Raw genomic sequence first — 14,689 nt, 5'->3', positions numbered from 1 at the left:
GGTGGTGAAGAAATGTTTACTCATGTTGAAAGTTTCAAATCAGCTTTTCTAGAAAAGTTAGAGACGATGTATGGTAAAAGTTTTAAAGACTCTACAACTCGTGATCAATACAATACGCTTGGGTACATGGTACGTGAGTATATGAATAGTCAATGGATTGCAACGAACGAAAGTTATCGGTCTGGAGAGCAAAAGCAAATGTATTACTTATCCATTGAGTTTTTACTTGGGCGTTTGCTTGGAAGTAACATATTAAATTTAGGCATCAGGGATGTATGTGAGCAAGGACTTTCTGAGCTTGGGATTTCTTTGCAACAGTTAGAAGAGGTGGAAGCAGATGCAGGTCTTGGAAATGGTGGACTTGGACGATTAGCAGCCTGTTTCCTTGATTCACTTGCATCTTTAAACTTACCAGGTCATGGCTGTGGAATTCGTTACAAACATGGCTTATTTGATCAAAAAATTGTTGATGGTTATCAAGTTGAATTTCCAGAACAGTGGCTTCTTCATGAAAACGTATGGGAAGTAAGAAGGCATGATCAAGCTGTAGAAGTAAGTTATTTCGGCAATGTGGAACCGCTATACATTGACGGGCGTTTAGAGTTCAGGCATACGAATGCAGAAGTGATTATGGCAGTACCATATGACGTTCCAGTAGTAGGTTATGAGACGAGTACTGTAAATACACTCAGACTTTGGAATGCTGAACCAGTTCCTTTCCCGCAAAATTGTAAAGATATTTTGAAATATAAGCGTGAAACAGAGGCGGTATCGGAGTTTTTATATCCAGATGATACGCATGATGAGGGGAAAATACTTCGTTTGAAACAACAGTATTTCCTCGTATCAGCAAGTTTGCAAAATATCGTTCGTATGCATAGAGAAAGATATGGTGACCTTCGTCAATTACATGAGAAAATTGCGATTCATATTAATGATACACATCCCGTTTTGGCGATTCCAGAACTGATGCGTATTTTATTAGATGAAGAAAAACTAGCATGGGAAGAAGCTTGGCACATAACAACGCAAACGATTTCTTATACGAATCATACGACGTTATCAGAAGCGCTTGAGAAGTGGCCAATTCACATTTTCAAACCGTTATTACCGAGAATTTATATGATTATTGAAGAGATTAATGAACGTTTCTGTCATGAACTTTGGGAACGTTATCCATATGAATGGCATCGTATTGAAGAGATGGCGATTATTGCGCATGATCTTGTGAAAATGGCTCATTTAGCAATTGTCGGTAGCCATAGCGTAAATGGTGTAGCAAAAATTCATACGGAAATTTTAAAGCAACGTGAAATGCGACTGTTTTATGAGTTTTATCCAGATAAGTTTAATAATAAAACGAATGGAATCGCTCATAGACGTTGGTTAATGAAGGCGAATCCGCAGCTGACGAACCTTATTTCAGAGGCAATTGGAACAGAGTGGAAGAAAGAACCGATTAAGCTTCAAGAGCTACAATTAGTTCAATATGATGCGAGTTTCCAAGAGAAATTTGCAGAGGTAAAACAAGAGCGTAAAGAGATTTTAGCGGAGCGCATTCATAATAAAATGGGGATTACAATTGATCCTAATTCTATTTTTGATGTGCAAGTAAAAAGACTACATGCTTACAAACGACAATTATTAAATGTTCTTCATATTTTATATTTGTATAACCGTTTGAAAGAGGATGCTAGTTTTACATTTTACCCGCGTACTTTTATCTTTGGAGCGAAAGCATCACCTGGCTATTACTATGCGAAAAAAATTATTAAATTAATCAATGAACTCGCAAGGAAAGTGAATAATGATCCGTACGTAAGCCAATATATGAAAGTTATCTTTCTAGAAAACTATCGAGTGTCTTTAGCGGAAGATATATTCCCAGCTGCGGATGTGAGTGAGCAAATTTCAACTGCGAGTAAAGAAGCATCAGGAACGGGGAATATGAAATTTATGATGAATGGTGCGATTACACTCGGAACGTTAGATGGAGCTAATGTTGAAATAAAAGACCGGGTCGGTGATGATAACTGTTTCATTTTTGGCTTAACAGCGGAAGAGGTTCTTCATTACTATCAAAATGGTGGATATCGTGCAAGTGATTATTATCACCACAATATGCATATTAAAAAAGTAGTAGATCAGTTAACGAATGGTTTCTTTGCACATTCGGGAGCTGAATTTGAAGCGATTTATGATTCTCTCGTAATTCAAAATGATGAATACTTCGTTCTGCGAGATTTTGGTCCATATGCGGAAAGGCAAGAAGCTGTTGGTAGAGCGTATGAAAATCGAACGAAGTGGCTAGAAATGTCGATTTTAAATATTGCACAGTCTGGTCATTTTGCGAGTGATCGAACGATTTTACAGTATAGTAATGAGATTTGGAGTATTGGTAATGCGGTTACACAGTATTAAGTGAAAGTCCCTTTTGAAGGGACTTTTATTCATGGAGACAAAGTGTAAAAATGAATTATACGTATAGGGATGCTAAAGTGTATTCACTTTTAAAAGAGGAATATAATCACTTGAAAAACCGAGCTTAATCTCATTAAGCTCGGTTTTCTTTTTTTGCTTAAGAAAGAAATGGGATAGCGGTATATATGATACCTGTTCCACCATATTCTCCCGTCGCAAAGTATGAAAATGTAAAGAAACCTGTAAACGAAAAAATTATAATGAGAAAAAGTGCAAAGATAAATTTTAGCATGTAAGGTCCCCTCATCCAAAAATAACTTCATATACTATTATAGTATAAGGATATAGAATTTCCAATCATTACCTGGTTAAAAATGAGAAGTCAGACATGTTTTGTATGTTGTCATGGCATGATTATTTGTAATAGATTTTGTGTTTTTTGTAAAAGTCATATTGTGATGAACGTGTGCATATTCCCAGTCTTGGTCATTAAAATGGACATTGCGCGGAGGAAGAAGAGGAACGACATCAAATAGATTAACAAAGCGAAAGCTACTAGCTACTTGTAGTTTATAATAATTACGAAATGCAATATCGCCCACTTTGGGAGAGGCAAATGTATAAAGACCGTACTGTGCGAAGGCGGTGTTGATACGCGCATCGAGTATATGTAGTGTGGCGAGCGCGCCGCCTAAGCTATGACCTGTTGCAAGAAGTTTTTTATGGGCTGGTAGTGATACGAGCATATCCATAATAGAATCTCGACAAGATTCATAAATGGAAAGAAAGCCGTTATGGACATTTCCGCTGTTTAAAGCATATGGGTATGGTTTTTGGTTAACGAGTGAATCGATAATCCAGTCTGTATCTGTTTGTGTCCCGCGAAAAGCTACAATAATCGTATCCTCAGATTCTAGTATGAATCCAAACCATTCTGTCGTTTGAATGGTTTTTCCTTGAAAGCCTTGTACATATTGAAAACCATCCGGTATTTCGAAAATCCCATTTTGTTTATATTGTTCATACGTTAACTCACAACAAGAAGCTAACAATATGGCAGTATCTTTATCGAAGGATAAAGGAGTACGCATTAAGGAAGCCCTCCTTAAGAAAAGGTATAGTTCAATATATGCAGTGAGGGACTTGATTCATTCTTTTGAGGAAGTTTGAAAATTAGGCTTGAACCTTTCCTTTATAAATATGAAGAAGAAGCGCGGCTAATGAGGTTATGGAATCCAATACGATTCAAAATGGTTTATACAGTCCAAAAAAAGATAGTTCCCTATGAAGGGGACTATCTCTTTTTTGTTTTATTCTTTCCCATCTAAAAGACGTCCAAGTCCGCCTAAAACGCTGCCTTCACCGCTGTTTTGAGCTGCTGGGCTTGTAAGGCGTGCTGCTAAACGGCTAAGTGTTAAGGACTGAATCCAAACCGTTCCAGGACCTTCTAACGTTGCGAAGAATAAACCTTCGCCGCCAAATAGAGCTGTTTTTACTTTTCCAACGAACTCGATATCGTAGTTAACGTCTTTTGTCATGGCAACGAGACAACCTGTATCGATGCGAAGTCTTTCGCCAGGTTTTAATTCACGCTTATATACAGTTCCTCCTGCATGCATGAAAGCGAGTCCATCACCTTCAAGTTTCTGCATGATGAAACCTTCACCACCGAAGAAACCAGTTCCAATTTTTTTCGTAAACTCAATTCCGATAGAAACGCCCTTTGCTGCACAAAGAAACGCGTCTTTTTGACAAACGACTTTCCCTTGATATTGTGTTAAATCAACAGGGATGATTTTTCCTGGATAAGGAGCGGCGAATGATACGTGGCGCTTGCCATGACCTGTATTTGTAAAGACAGTCATAAACATACTTTCACCTGTAACGAGACGCTTACCAGCGCCCATTAATTTACCGAATAGACCACTAGATGGGCCAGAACCATCACCGAAAATGGTTTCCATTTCGATATGATCTTCCATCATCATCATTGCGCCAGCTTCTGCGATAACGCTTTCTTCTGGATCTAATTCAATTTCAACAAACTGCATATCATCGCCATATAATTTATACTCGATTTCATGTGCTTGCATTTTTTCACCTCATCATATGTAGTAATTATATTGTACAAAAATCAAAGGAATTAGAATACTGTAGATTTGTTAATTTTTGAATAAAAATAGAATGAAAATTTAAGGTTATACTAGGATTATAAAAAACGATGGTTTGAAAGTGTTCTCATTTGACGTTTTTGACATAGCATGATATAGTGAAAACACTATTGAGCTACATAATGTGGTACGGAAATAAAGCACGTTGTATTAAAGGCTGTAAGCTTGTTATACATTCATGTCCTTTATATCCACCTTTTCATGTGGATTCATAGTTTCATTTTTATTTAGGAGGTACATGACATGCAAACAGGTAAAGTTAAATGGTTTAACGGCGAAAAAGGTTTTGGCTTCATCGAAGTTGAAGGCGGAGAAGACGTATTCGTACATTTCTCAGCTATCCAAGGCGACGGCTTCAAAACTTTAGAAGAAGGTCAAGAAGTTTCTTTCGAAATCGTTGAAGGAAACCGCGGACCACAAGCAGCTAACGTTACAAAAAACTAATTAGCTAGCGATAAAAAGCATTCCGAATTTCGGAATGCTTTTTTTATTCTTTGGAGCTAGATTCATTTGAAGATAACTCGCCTTTGAAAGTGCGCTCTTCAAAGTCATCAAGCATTTGTTCATACTCTTCATGTTCTTCTGTGGCGAAAACTTGCGGATTTTTGCCATACATGTCTGTTCCTATAAAATTTTCGAAATCCTCTACATACCCAACATTTTCCTCACTATTTACGTACATGCCATTATAGTTTTTGGAATCCTGTCTTTCTAAATCGGACGGTGTTTCTGATGTCCCGTAATTTGCGACATCTTGCCATGCATCTTCAGCATCGTATTCTACAGAATGATCTTCGTCGTGCTTGTGAAAAGAAGGAGCCAACACCTCTTCTTCAACTGGTCGCGTGTTCATATTTAATTTATTTGTAGTGTGCTGAATACACGTTGTAGCGGTTGGCATTGCCTCTAATCTTTCAAACGGAATTTCTTCGCCAGATACTTCGCAAATTCCATACGTACCTGCTTCAATTTTTTGCAGGGCATGTTTCGTATCTTCTAGCTGCTTATGCCAAAATTCGATGAGCCCGAAATCTTTCTCGCGTTCGTATAATTCTGTAGCCATATCACCTGGATGATTGTCATAGCTAGATAATTCTCCAACAGAATCGCGTTCAGAAGCACGATCTGTATTCTCATGAGTTTGTATTGTTACTTCAACTTCTTGCTGTTGTTTTTCTAAAATAGATTTAAATTGATTTATTTGTTGTGGAGTTAACATAGTCTTCCACCTTCCTACAAGTCAGTTTCTTTACATAGTATGAGCGTTGAGAGTAGGAATTATGAGCTGAATTTCAGCTCGGAAATCGGTATAAAAAAAGAGCCGCATAAGCAGCTCCTTTTTATAGAAAATATCCAAGCAATAATCCGATTCCCATGAGGAGACCGAAGATTGTATTTGTTTTCGCTGTTGCAATCATCGCAGGTACCATTTCCATTGGAATGCTTTTGCCGATAAAGCCTTTCGTCGCTTTCAATGCTTTCGGTGCACTTAAAAATACGATAAGCATCCACGGCGATACGATGTTCACGATAATTAGAGCGATTGTCCAAATATAAGAAACGATGAACATAGAAGCGAGTACACCAACGGCTCTTTCACGTCCGACGAGAATTGCTAACGTTTTACGACCGTTTTCTTTATCGCCATCTAAGTCACGAATGTTATTAGCTAGTAAAATGGCACCAATTAAAATGGAGCTTGGAATAGATAATAAAATGACTTCTGATGTTACAGTTCCAGTTTGAATAAAGAATGAAATCCCAATAATAATGACACCCATAAATAATCCGGCTGTTAACTCTCCAAATGGTGTATAGGCAATTGGAAGTGGGCCACCTGTATAAAGGTAGGCAACGGCCATACAAACAAGACCGATTGCAGCAAGCCACCAGCTAGAATTCATACAAATATAAACACCTAATAGTATTGCGATGCCGAAAAATCCAAATGCTAAGTTAAGCACTGTTTTCGGCTGAATGCCATCGCGAACGATAGCGCCGCCGATACCGACTGACCCTTCGTGATCGAGTCCTCTTTTATAATCAAAGTATTCATTAAACATGTTTGTTGCTGCTTGAATGAGAAGACAAGCGAGAAGCATCATAAGGAAAAGAGGGAGATGTATTTGATTTATACCTCCGACCTGCATCGCATAGGCTGTTCCGATGAAAACAGGAACGAAAGCTGCTGTTAATGTATGGGGACGTAGTAAACTCCACCAAATGCGCCAGCCGGTTTGCTTACTTGGCTTTGGCGCCGTAGGAGAGGAATTCGTTTCGACGTTCATTTCCATGTTGAATCCTCCTTTGGTCACATATTGTACACAACTAAGTGTAGAAAAAGCATCATTTAGTGTCAACGTTTATTTTCTAGGAAGAGAAGGTGAATTTCTCAGAAATGCTAAACGTTGACAGGCCTTTCGTTTGAGGTGTATCTTAAAATCAAGCGTAATTATGACTATTTTTCGCCCATAGGGGGGAGACAATTGTGATTCAAACGAAACAAATAGGCTTGCAAGAAGTTCTTAGTGCAGCCATTAAGCGTGCAACTGATGAAAAAATATTGGTTAGCTTCGTAAAACAAATAGACTGGATAGATCCGCTTCTGTTTTATGCAGCAGGAAAAAGGATCTCATTCGAAAATAGATGTTATTTTGCAGACCCAGCTCAGCATGTAATATTTGCTGGAATTGGCTCTGTTTTCACTATAGCAACTTCTTCTCACAAACGCTTTCAAACGGCTCGTGACGAGTGGGATAAAGTAAAAGAGAAAGCATTTGTACAAAGAGGAAGATACGAATTTGGGACAGGTCCTCTTTTATTTGGTGGATTTTCATTTGACCAAGAAAAAGAGAAAACCGACTTATGGAAAGAATTTGATGATACGACATTTTCACTACCAGCATTTTTATTAACTGTAAAAAATGAAAAAGCATGGTTAACAATGAATACATTCGTTTCAGCAACTGATTGTGCAGAAACTCTTTATAACGAAATTGTTTCTTTAGAAGAGAAAATTTTTTGGGAGAGTAAATGTGCACTAGAGGGATCGAAATTAACAGTTACTTCTAAAGTAGAAGTAGATCCGAAAGGCTGGATGAAGGCCATTGAGACAGTGCAAGATGAGATGAAGCAGGGGAACGTGCAGAAGGTTGTATTAGCGAGGGAGCTAAAAGTAGAAATGGATCATCATATTGATTCTGCTCTTGTTTTAGAAGCGCTTCGCATTGGGCAACCGGATTGTTACGTATTTTCTTTTGATTATAAAGGAGCATGCTTCTTAGGAGCGACGCCAGAGAGGTTAATACGCAAAGAAGATGAGAAATTTACTTCGATGTGTCTTGCTGGTTCAACTGGTCATGGTCAATCTATAGAAGAAAGTAAACGAAATAGTAATGCGCTTCTTCATGATGAAAAGAATTTAGCTGAACACGGTTATGTTGTGAACATGATTCGAGGAGTGCTAAATGAGCACTGCGAATCCGTTAATATTCCGGAAAGTCCGGGCTTATTAACAACGAAAAACTTAATTCATTTATATACGCCTGTAGAGGCAAACGGCGATGCGAGTCTTTTAACAATGGTAGAAGAATTACACCCAACACCAGCTCTTGGCGGGACACCTCGTTTGGAAGCGATGAAACTGATTCGTGATGTTGAATTGTTAGACAGAGGGTTATATGGTGCACCGATTGGCTGGATAGATGATGAAGGAAATGGTGAATTTGCGGTTGCACTTCGCTGCGGATTATTAAATGGCGCGAAAGCATCCTTATTTGCCGGATGCGGGATTGTAATTGATTCAGTACCGCAACTTGAATATGAAGAAACAAGCTTGAAGTTTAGACCGATGCTTGGTGCTTTGGAGGAATTAATGAAATGAACAATCATATAGAAGCATTATCATATTATTTAGGCGCGTTCGTGGATGAACTGACGCGTCTAAATGTATGTGATGTTGTCATTAGTCCAGGCTCACGGTCAACACCGATTGCTCTACTAATGGAACAACATGAAGGAATGAACACATATTTACATGTAGATGAAAGATCAGCAGGATTTTTTGCGCTCGGTATCGCAAAAGCAAAAAAACGCCCTGTTGCATTATTATGTACGTCAGGAACGGCAGCAGCGAACTACTATCCAGCTGTATGTGAAGCTTTTCATTCACGAGTGCCGCTTATCGTCTTAACGGCAGATAGACCGCATGAATTAAGAGATGTTGGTGCACCACAAGCGATGAATCAATTCAATTTATACGGTACATTTGTGAAGCAATTTACAGAGATGGCACTTCCAGAAGCGAGTGAAGCGATGTATTATTATGCTCGCATGACGACGCAGCGCACGATAGCAAGCGCACTTCTAGCGCCGCAAGGACCTGTTCATCTTAATTTTCCAGTTCGCGAGCCGCTTATCCCAGATTTCTCATTAGAAAGTTTATGGGATAAAGGACGCGGGGAATATACAGGAGTAGTTCAGCAAGGGAACGTGATGATGCCGAGTGAATATGTAGATTCTCTTGTAGGGCGCCTTTCACATATGGAAAAGGGGCTTATTATTTGTGGAGATGATAGTCATTCAGAAATCGCAGCGTTTGCGGCAGAACTAGCTGAAAAAACGGGATATCCAATATTAGCGGATCCACTTTCGAACATTCGTAGCGGACATCACGATAAAACGATGGTAATCGACTGTTACGATACATTTTTACGAAATGAATTGTTAAAAGAAACGTGGAAGCCAGAAGTTATAATTCGCTTTGGTGGTATGCCTGTTTCTAAAGCATTAACGCAGTTCATTAAAAAACAGAAGAAAGCCGTTCATATCGTTGTTGAAGAATCTGGCCAATGGAGAGACCCAGCTCTCGTTGCGACAGAAGTTGTACAGGCAAGTGATACTGCATTTTGCAAGGCACTAATAGAAAAAATACCAGCTATGAAACAGAATGATTGGTTCGGAATGTGGCAACATATAAACGAAAAAACGAAGGAAACGCTTCGTGAAATGGAAACATATGAAACTGCATTTGAAGGGAAAGTTATTACGGATATCGTCCGCGTACTACCAGAAGGGGCAACATTATTCGCGAGTAATAGTATGCCAATTCGTGATACAGATTCATTCTTCTTCACATCAGATAAAAATATTCAAGTGATGGCAAACCGTGGTGTAAATGGGATTGATGGAATCATTTCGACAGCTTTAGGAGCGAGTATTATTTGCGATCCGCTCGTATTAGTTATTGGTGATTTATCATTTTATCACGATTTAAACGGATTATTAGCCGCAAAATTACATGAATTAAATATAACGATTGTCGTTGTAAACAATGATGGTGGCGGTATTTTCTCATTCTTACCACAATATGAGAAAAAGGAACATTTCGAATCATTATTTGGAACGCCAATTGGACTTGATTACGAGCATGTTGTCAAAATGTATGGCGGTTCATTTAGCCGTGTAAATGGTTGGGAGCAATTCCGAGAAGAGGTGCAAAAGGGAACGACGAAGGAAGGTTTACACGTTGTAGAAATTTGTACGAACCGTGATGAAAACTTAATATTGCACCGTAAATTGTGGGCGAAAACGCAGGACATAATTACTGCATCGTTGCAAGGTGAATCAAAATGAACGTAACGCTGCAAGGTGTATCGTATGAATATGAAGTAGTTGGAAGCGGGGAACCACTTCTACTTCTTCATGGTTTTACGGGAAGCATGGAAACGTGGCGTTCCTTCGTTCCTTCTTGGAGTGAACAGTTTCAAGTCATTTTAGTAGATATTGTGGGGCACGGAAAAACGGAAAGTCCTGAAGATGTAACTCACTATGATATTCGAAATGCAGCATTGCAAATGAAAGAACTACTAGATTATCTTCATATTGAAAAAGCACACATACTTGGCTATTCAATGGGCGGTAGACTGGCGATTACGATGGCATGTCTATATCCAGAGTATGTGCATTCCCTTTTATTAGAAAATTGTACAGCTGGACTCAAAAGTGAAGATGAGAGAGAAGAACGTCGTGTAAAAGATGAGCGACTTGCCAATAAAATTGAGCGAGAAGGCATCAATAGTTTTGTAACGATGTGGGAAAATATTCCGCTGTTTGAAACGCAAAAATGTTTAGCACAAAACGTACAAGAAGCAGTGCGAAAAGAAAGACTTGCTAACAATCCAAAAGGACTTGCAAATAGCTTGCGCGGCATGGGAACAGGGGCTCAGCTTTCATGGTGGAACGAGCTGCAAAACTTAAAAATGCCTGTTCTTTTAATGAACGGGGAGTATGATGAAAAGTTCTTTCGCATATTAAAAAACATCGAAAAATGCGTCTCTGACGCGAAATTTGTCAAAATTGATGGTGCTGGCCATGCAATTCATGTGGAACAACCGGAAAAGTTTGATACAATAGTAAAGGGATTTCTAAAAACTATGCAGTGATGCTTTTTCATCTAAGAAGGAAGCTACACTTATAGAGGAGATCAGAAATATACAAGGAGGTAGTTGTAATGGCTATTGAATGGGTAAAAGAAGGCAATTACGAAGATATTATTTATTCAACATACAATGGTATCGCAAAGATTTCGATTAACCGTCCTGAAGTACATAACGCATTCCGTCCTAAAACGGTAATGGAGTTAATCAACGCTTTTGCACACGCTCGTGATGATGCAAATGTTGGCGTTATCATTTTAACAGGTGAAGGTGGACGTGCATTCTGTTCTGGCGGCGACCAAAAAGTTCGCGGTCATGGTGGATATGTAGGTGACGACCAAATCCCTCGTTTAAACGTATTAGACTTACAACGTCTAATTCGCGCAATTCCTAAACCAGTTATTGCAATGGTAGCAGGTTATGCAATCGGTGGTGGACACGTACTTCATATCGTATGTGACTTAACAATCGCTGCAGACAATGCTGTATTTGGACAAACAGGTCCTAAAGTAGGAAGCTTTGACGGTGGATACGGAGCTGGTTACTTAGCTCGTATGGTAGGCCATAAGAAAGCTCGCGAAATTTGGTACCTATGCCGTCAATACAGCGCACAAGAAGCGCTTGATATGGGCTTAGTAAACACAGTAGTACCATTAGAAGAGCTTGAAGCAGAAACAGTACAATGGGCACAAGAAATCTTAGCAAACAGCCCAATGGCACTTCGTTTCCTAAAAGCTGCATTCAACGCAGACACAGACGGTCTAGCTGGTATTCAACAACTAGCTGGAGATGCAACGTTATTGTACTACACAACTGACGAAGCAAAAGAAGGTCGCGACGCGTTCAAAGAAAAACGCAGTCCGGACTTCGGTCAATTCCCTCGTTTCCCGTGATCAAATCAAAAGCGGAGCCGACTGTTTAGCCTCGTAGGCTAAGGTTCTTTCGCACAGAAAGTGTTTTTTACTTTCTCGGGCGGAAGGTTCTTAGACGGAAGGGGCTAGGAGGCGTAGCTAGATGAGATCAAACCGGAAACAAAACAACTAAGAGACTTGATGTCATATCAAGTCTCTTTCTTTCATGAAAGGAGAATGGATAATGGAGACGATGCCAAATTGGTTAATGCAACGTGCATTTTTAACACCAGATCGCATTGCAATTGAAATAGAGGAAGAGAAAGTTACTTTTATGCAGCTGCATGAAAAAGTAGTATCTGTTTGTGAACACCTCACACATGTAGGAGTGAAGCGTGGGCAAAAGGTGGCTGTTCTGATGAAAAATGGTATGGAGATGATTACAGTTATTCACGTCCTATCTTACGTAGGTGCAGTAGCTGTGCTTTTAAATACGCGTCTTTCAAGAGAAGAGCTACTTTGGCAAATGGATGATGCTGAAGTTGTATGCTTAGTGACGGATCAAGATTTCGAGCCTAAAGATGTTCCTGTATATTCATTTGCCGAAGTGATGAATGGATCGAAGGCGGAAGCCTCTATACAAGAAGAATTCTCTTTAGAAGAAGCAATGACAATTATTTATACGTCAGGGACGACAGGGAAGCCGAAAGGCGTTATTTTAACGTACGGCAATCACTGGGCAAGCGCGGTTGGTTCTTCGCTTAATTTAGGGCTTCGTGATGATGATTGCTGGTTAGCTTGTATGCCGATGTTCCACGTTGGCGGGTTATCTCTTTTAATGAAAAATGTTATGTACGGAATGCGTATTTTACTCGTTCCGAAATATGATGCTGATTTTATTCATAAAGCACTTCAAACGAGAGGTGTTACGATCATTTCTGTCGTTTCTAAAATGTTAACTGATTTATTAGAGAGACTTGGAGGAGAGACATATCCATCTTCTTTACGATGCATGTTACTTGGCGGAGGACCAGCCCCGAAACCACTACTAGAAACGTGTGTAGATAAAGGAATTCCTGTGTATCAAACGTACGGTATGACAGAAACGTCGTCGCAAATTTGTACGTTATCCGCAGATTACATGTTAACGAAAGTAGGATCAGCCGGGAAACCACTATTTCAGTGCCAACTTCGTATTGAAAAAGATGGCGTAGTAGTGCCGCCGTTTACGGAAGGCGAGATCGCAGTAAAAGGACCGAACGTAACAGGCGGTTATTTTAATCGTGAAGATGCGACGCGCGAAACCATCCAAAACGGATGGCTTCATACTGGTGACCTCGGTTATTTAGACGAAGAAGGATTTTTATACGTATTAGACCGCCGCAGTGATTTAATTATTTCTGGCGGTGAAAATATATATCCGGCTCAAATTGAAGAAGTGTTGCTCTCTCATCCGATGGTAGCCGAAGCCGGTGTCGTCGGTATGACTGACGATAAATGGGGACAAGTACCCGCTGCTTTTGTTGTAAAAAGTGGAGAGGTAACAGAAGAAGAAATTCTGCATTTTTGCGAGGAGAAATTAGCGAAATATAAAGTGCCGAAGAAAGCATGTTTCTTAGAGGAATTACCACGAAACGCTTCGAAAAAATTGTTAAGACGAGAGTTAAGACAATTAGTGGAGGAGATGTAAGTGGAAATAAAAAAAGCGACACTTCATATAACGGAAATGCCACTCGTCATTCCGTTCGCTGCAAGCTACGGAACGTATGAAAAGCGTGAAAGTATCGTCATTGAATTAGAAGATACGGACGGATACATTGGATTTGGCGAAGTCGTTGCGTTCTCTGAACCGTGGTATACGGAAGAAACGGTGAAGACAGCGCTACATGTACTTCAAGATTTTTTAATACCGGATTTATTGAAAGCTGAAATTTCTCATCCGAATGAAATACCAGATTTGTTCAAGCATATAAAGAGAAACAGAATGGCAAAGGCCGGAATTGAAGGGGCTGTTTGGGGCTTATATGCAAAGCGTCAAAAGAAGTCATTAGCGGCATTACTTGGCGGAACTAGGACTGAAATTGAAGTTGGCGTTGTGATTGGTATCAATACAATTCCCGTCATGTTAAAACAAATTGAGAAGTATGCAGAAGAAGGGTACGAGCGTTTTAAAGTGAAAATAAAGCCAGAGCATGATTACGAATTATTGAAAGAAATTCGTAAAGAATTCCCGCATATCCCGTTAATGGCTGATGCAAATTCAGCCTATACATTAGCGGATACGGAGAAGTTGAAGCGATTAGATGAATTTCAATTGATGATGATTGAACAGCCGTTAGCGGATTACGATTTTCTGGATCATGCACAACTGCAAAAGAAAATTGAAACGCCAATTTGTTTAGACGAAAGCATACATAGTTTAGAAGACGCGCGCGTTGCGATTACGCTTGGTAGTTGCCGCATCGTTAATATTAAACCAGGGCGAGTGGGTGGATTAACAGAATCCATTCAAATTCATGATTACTGCATGGAGCATAACATACCAGTTTGGTGCGGTGGTATGGTAGAGATGGGGATTTCACGAGCACAAAATGTTGCGCTTGCTTCACTGCCAAACTTTACGATTCCAGGTGATATATCTGCCTCTAGCCGACATTGGGAGAAGGATATTATTTCGCCGGAAGTGATGCTTGAGGGCGGAAAGGTGATTGTACCGCAAAGTGTTGACACTGAGTATGAAGTAAATCGAGGAAGGCTGGCGGAAATCACGAAGCAGCGGATAGTTTTGGAGCGGTGAATTTAATCAGGA

The 14,689-nt window shown here is 39.7% G+C and carries 13 protein-coding genes; 8 read left to right on the top strand and 5 right to left on the bottom strand.

Features of this window, described 5'->3' with window-relative positions; genetic code table 11:
* The first annotated feature begins 12 nt into the window (after nucleotides 1-12).
* Nucleotides 13-2,421, top strand: coding sequence for a glycogen phosphorylase (glgP, locus tag NHG49_RS24715; RefSeq protein ID WP_087984936.1), 2,409 nt, complete (start codon nucleotides 13-15; stop codon nucleotides 2,419-2,421).
* 157 nt (nucleotides 2,422-2,578) lie between these two features.
* Here glgP and NHG49_RS24710 read toward each other — a convergent pair whose 3' ends face one another.
* The 3 genes from NHG49_RS24710 to NHG49_RS24700 all read right to left on the bottom strand — a co-directional run bounded on the left by NHG49_RS24710 (nucleotide 2,579) and on the right by NHG49_RS24700 (nucleotide 4,514).
* The gene (locus NHG49_RS24710; protein WP_081257150.1) at nucleotides 2,579-2,713 is read right to left on the bottom strand and encodes a hypothetical protein; all 135 of its coding nucleotides are present in this window, start codon (nucleotides 2,711-2,713) and stop codon (nucleotides 2,579-2,581) included.
* Nucleotides 2,714-2,789: 76 nt separating this feature from the next.
* Nucleotides 2,790-3,512 (bottom strand): lipase family protein, encoded by a 723-nt coding sequence (locus tag NHG49_RS24705; protein WP_001260119.1) that lies wholly within the window; start codon nucleotides 3,510-3,512, stop codon nucleotides 2,790-2,792.
* 219 nt (nucleotides 3,513-3,731) lie between these two features.
* Complete coding sequence (locus NHG49_RS24700; RefSeq protein WP_001147830.1) at nucleotides 3,732-4,514, bottom strand: TIGR00266 family protein; 783 nt, start codon at nucleotides 4,512-4,514, stop codon at nucleotides 3,732-3,734.
* A gap of 321 nt (nucleotides 4,515-4,835) precedes the next feature.
* Here NHG49_RS24700 and cspD point away from each other — a divergent pair, with 321 nt between their 5' ends.
* Entirely contained in the window at nucleotides 4,836-5,036 is a 201-nt protein-coding gene (cspD, locus tag NHG49_RS24695) for a cold-shock protein CspD (protein WP_001193052.1), read from the top strand.
* A 43-nt stretch (nucleotides 5,037-5,079) separates the two neighbouring features.
* On the opposite strand, the gene NHG49_RS24690 is transcribed toward cspD, so the two are convergent.
* Together NHG49_RS24690 and NHG49_RS24685 are read right to left on the bottom strand one after the other, a co-directional pair.
* Nucleotides 5,080-5,811 carry a yteA family sporulation protein gene (locus tag NHG49_RS24690; RefSeq protein ID WP_064474437.1) on the bottom strand — a complete coding sequence of 244 codons (732 nt, stop codon included), beginning with the start codon at nucleotides 5,809-5,811 and terminating at the stop codon, nucleotides 5,080-5,082.
* A 121-nt stretch (nucleotides 5,812-5,932) separates the two neighbouring features.
* Entirely contained in the window at nucleotides 5,933-6,886 is a 954-nt protein-coding gene (locus NHG49_RS24685) for a 1,4-dihydroxy-2-naphthoate polyprenyltransferase (protein ID WP_000425755.1), read from the bottom strand.
* Between the two features lie 194 nt (nucleotides 6,887-7,080).
* Between NHG49_RS24685 and NHG49_RS24680 the strand changes: the two genes are divergently transcribed.
* The 6 genes from NHG49_RS24680 (at nucleotide 7,081) to menC (ending at nucleotide 14,677) form a co-directional block, all read left to right on the top strand.
* The gene (locus NHG49_RS24680; protein WP_098101790.1) at nucleotides 7,081-8,475 is read left to right on the top strand and encodes an isochorismate synthase; all 1,395 of its coding nucleotides are present in this window, start codon (nucleotides 7,081-7,083) and stop codon (nucleotides 8,473-8,475) included.
* Entirely contained in the window at nucleotides 8,472-10,226 is a 1,755-nt protein-coding gene (gene menD / locus NHG49_RS24675; protein WP_098101788.1) for a 2-succinyl-5-enolpyruvyl-6-hydroxy-3-cyclohexene-1-carboxylic-acid synthase, read from the top strand. Before NHG49_RS24680 ends, menD begins: the two co-directional genes overlap by 4 nt.
* Nucleotides 10,223-11,035, top strand: a complete 813-nt coding sequence (gene menH / locus NHG49_RS24670) for a 2-succinyl-6-hydroxy-2,4-cyclohexadiene-1-carboxylate synthase (RefSeq protein WP_064474440.1) — start codon at nucleotides 10,223-10,225, stop codon at nucleotides 11,033-11,035. The genes menD and menH overlap by 4 nt, the downstream gene beginning before the upstream one ends.
* A gap of 68 nt (nucleotides 11,036-11,103) precedes the next feature.
* Entirely contained in the window at nucleotides 11,104-11,922 is an 819-nt protein-coding gene (gene menB, locus NHG49_RS24665) for a 1,4-dihydroxy-2-naphthoyl-CoA synthase (protein ID WP_000963888.1), read from the top strand.
* 202 nt (nucleotides 11,923-12,124) lie between these two features.
* Nucleotides 12,125-13,570, top strand: a complete 1,446-nt coding sequence (locus tag NHG49_RS24660) for an o-succinylbenzoate--CoA ligase (protein WP_098101786.1) — start codon at nucleotides 12,125-12,127, stop codon at nucleotides 13,568-13,570.
* The gene (gene menC / locus NHG49_RS24655; protein ID WP_098101784.1) at nucleotides 13,571-14,677 is read left to right on the top strand and encodes an o-succinylbenzoate synthase; all 1,107 of its coding nucleotides are present in this window, start codon (nucleotides 13,571-13,573) and stop codon (nucleotides 14,675-14,677) included.
* The last annotated feature ends 12 nt before the right edge of the window (nucleotides 14,678-14,689 follow it).

It is taken from the genome of Bacillus sp. IBL03825 (assembly GCF_024712505.1).
In the GTDB taxonomy this organism is placed as follows: Bacteria; Bacillota; Bacilli; order Bacillales; family Bacillaceae_G; genus Bacillus_A; species Bacillus_A wiedmannii.
Note: the sequence above shows the minus strand (reverse complement) of the source record. Positions and strands in the feature narration are given on the sequence as shown.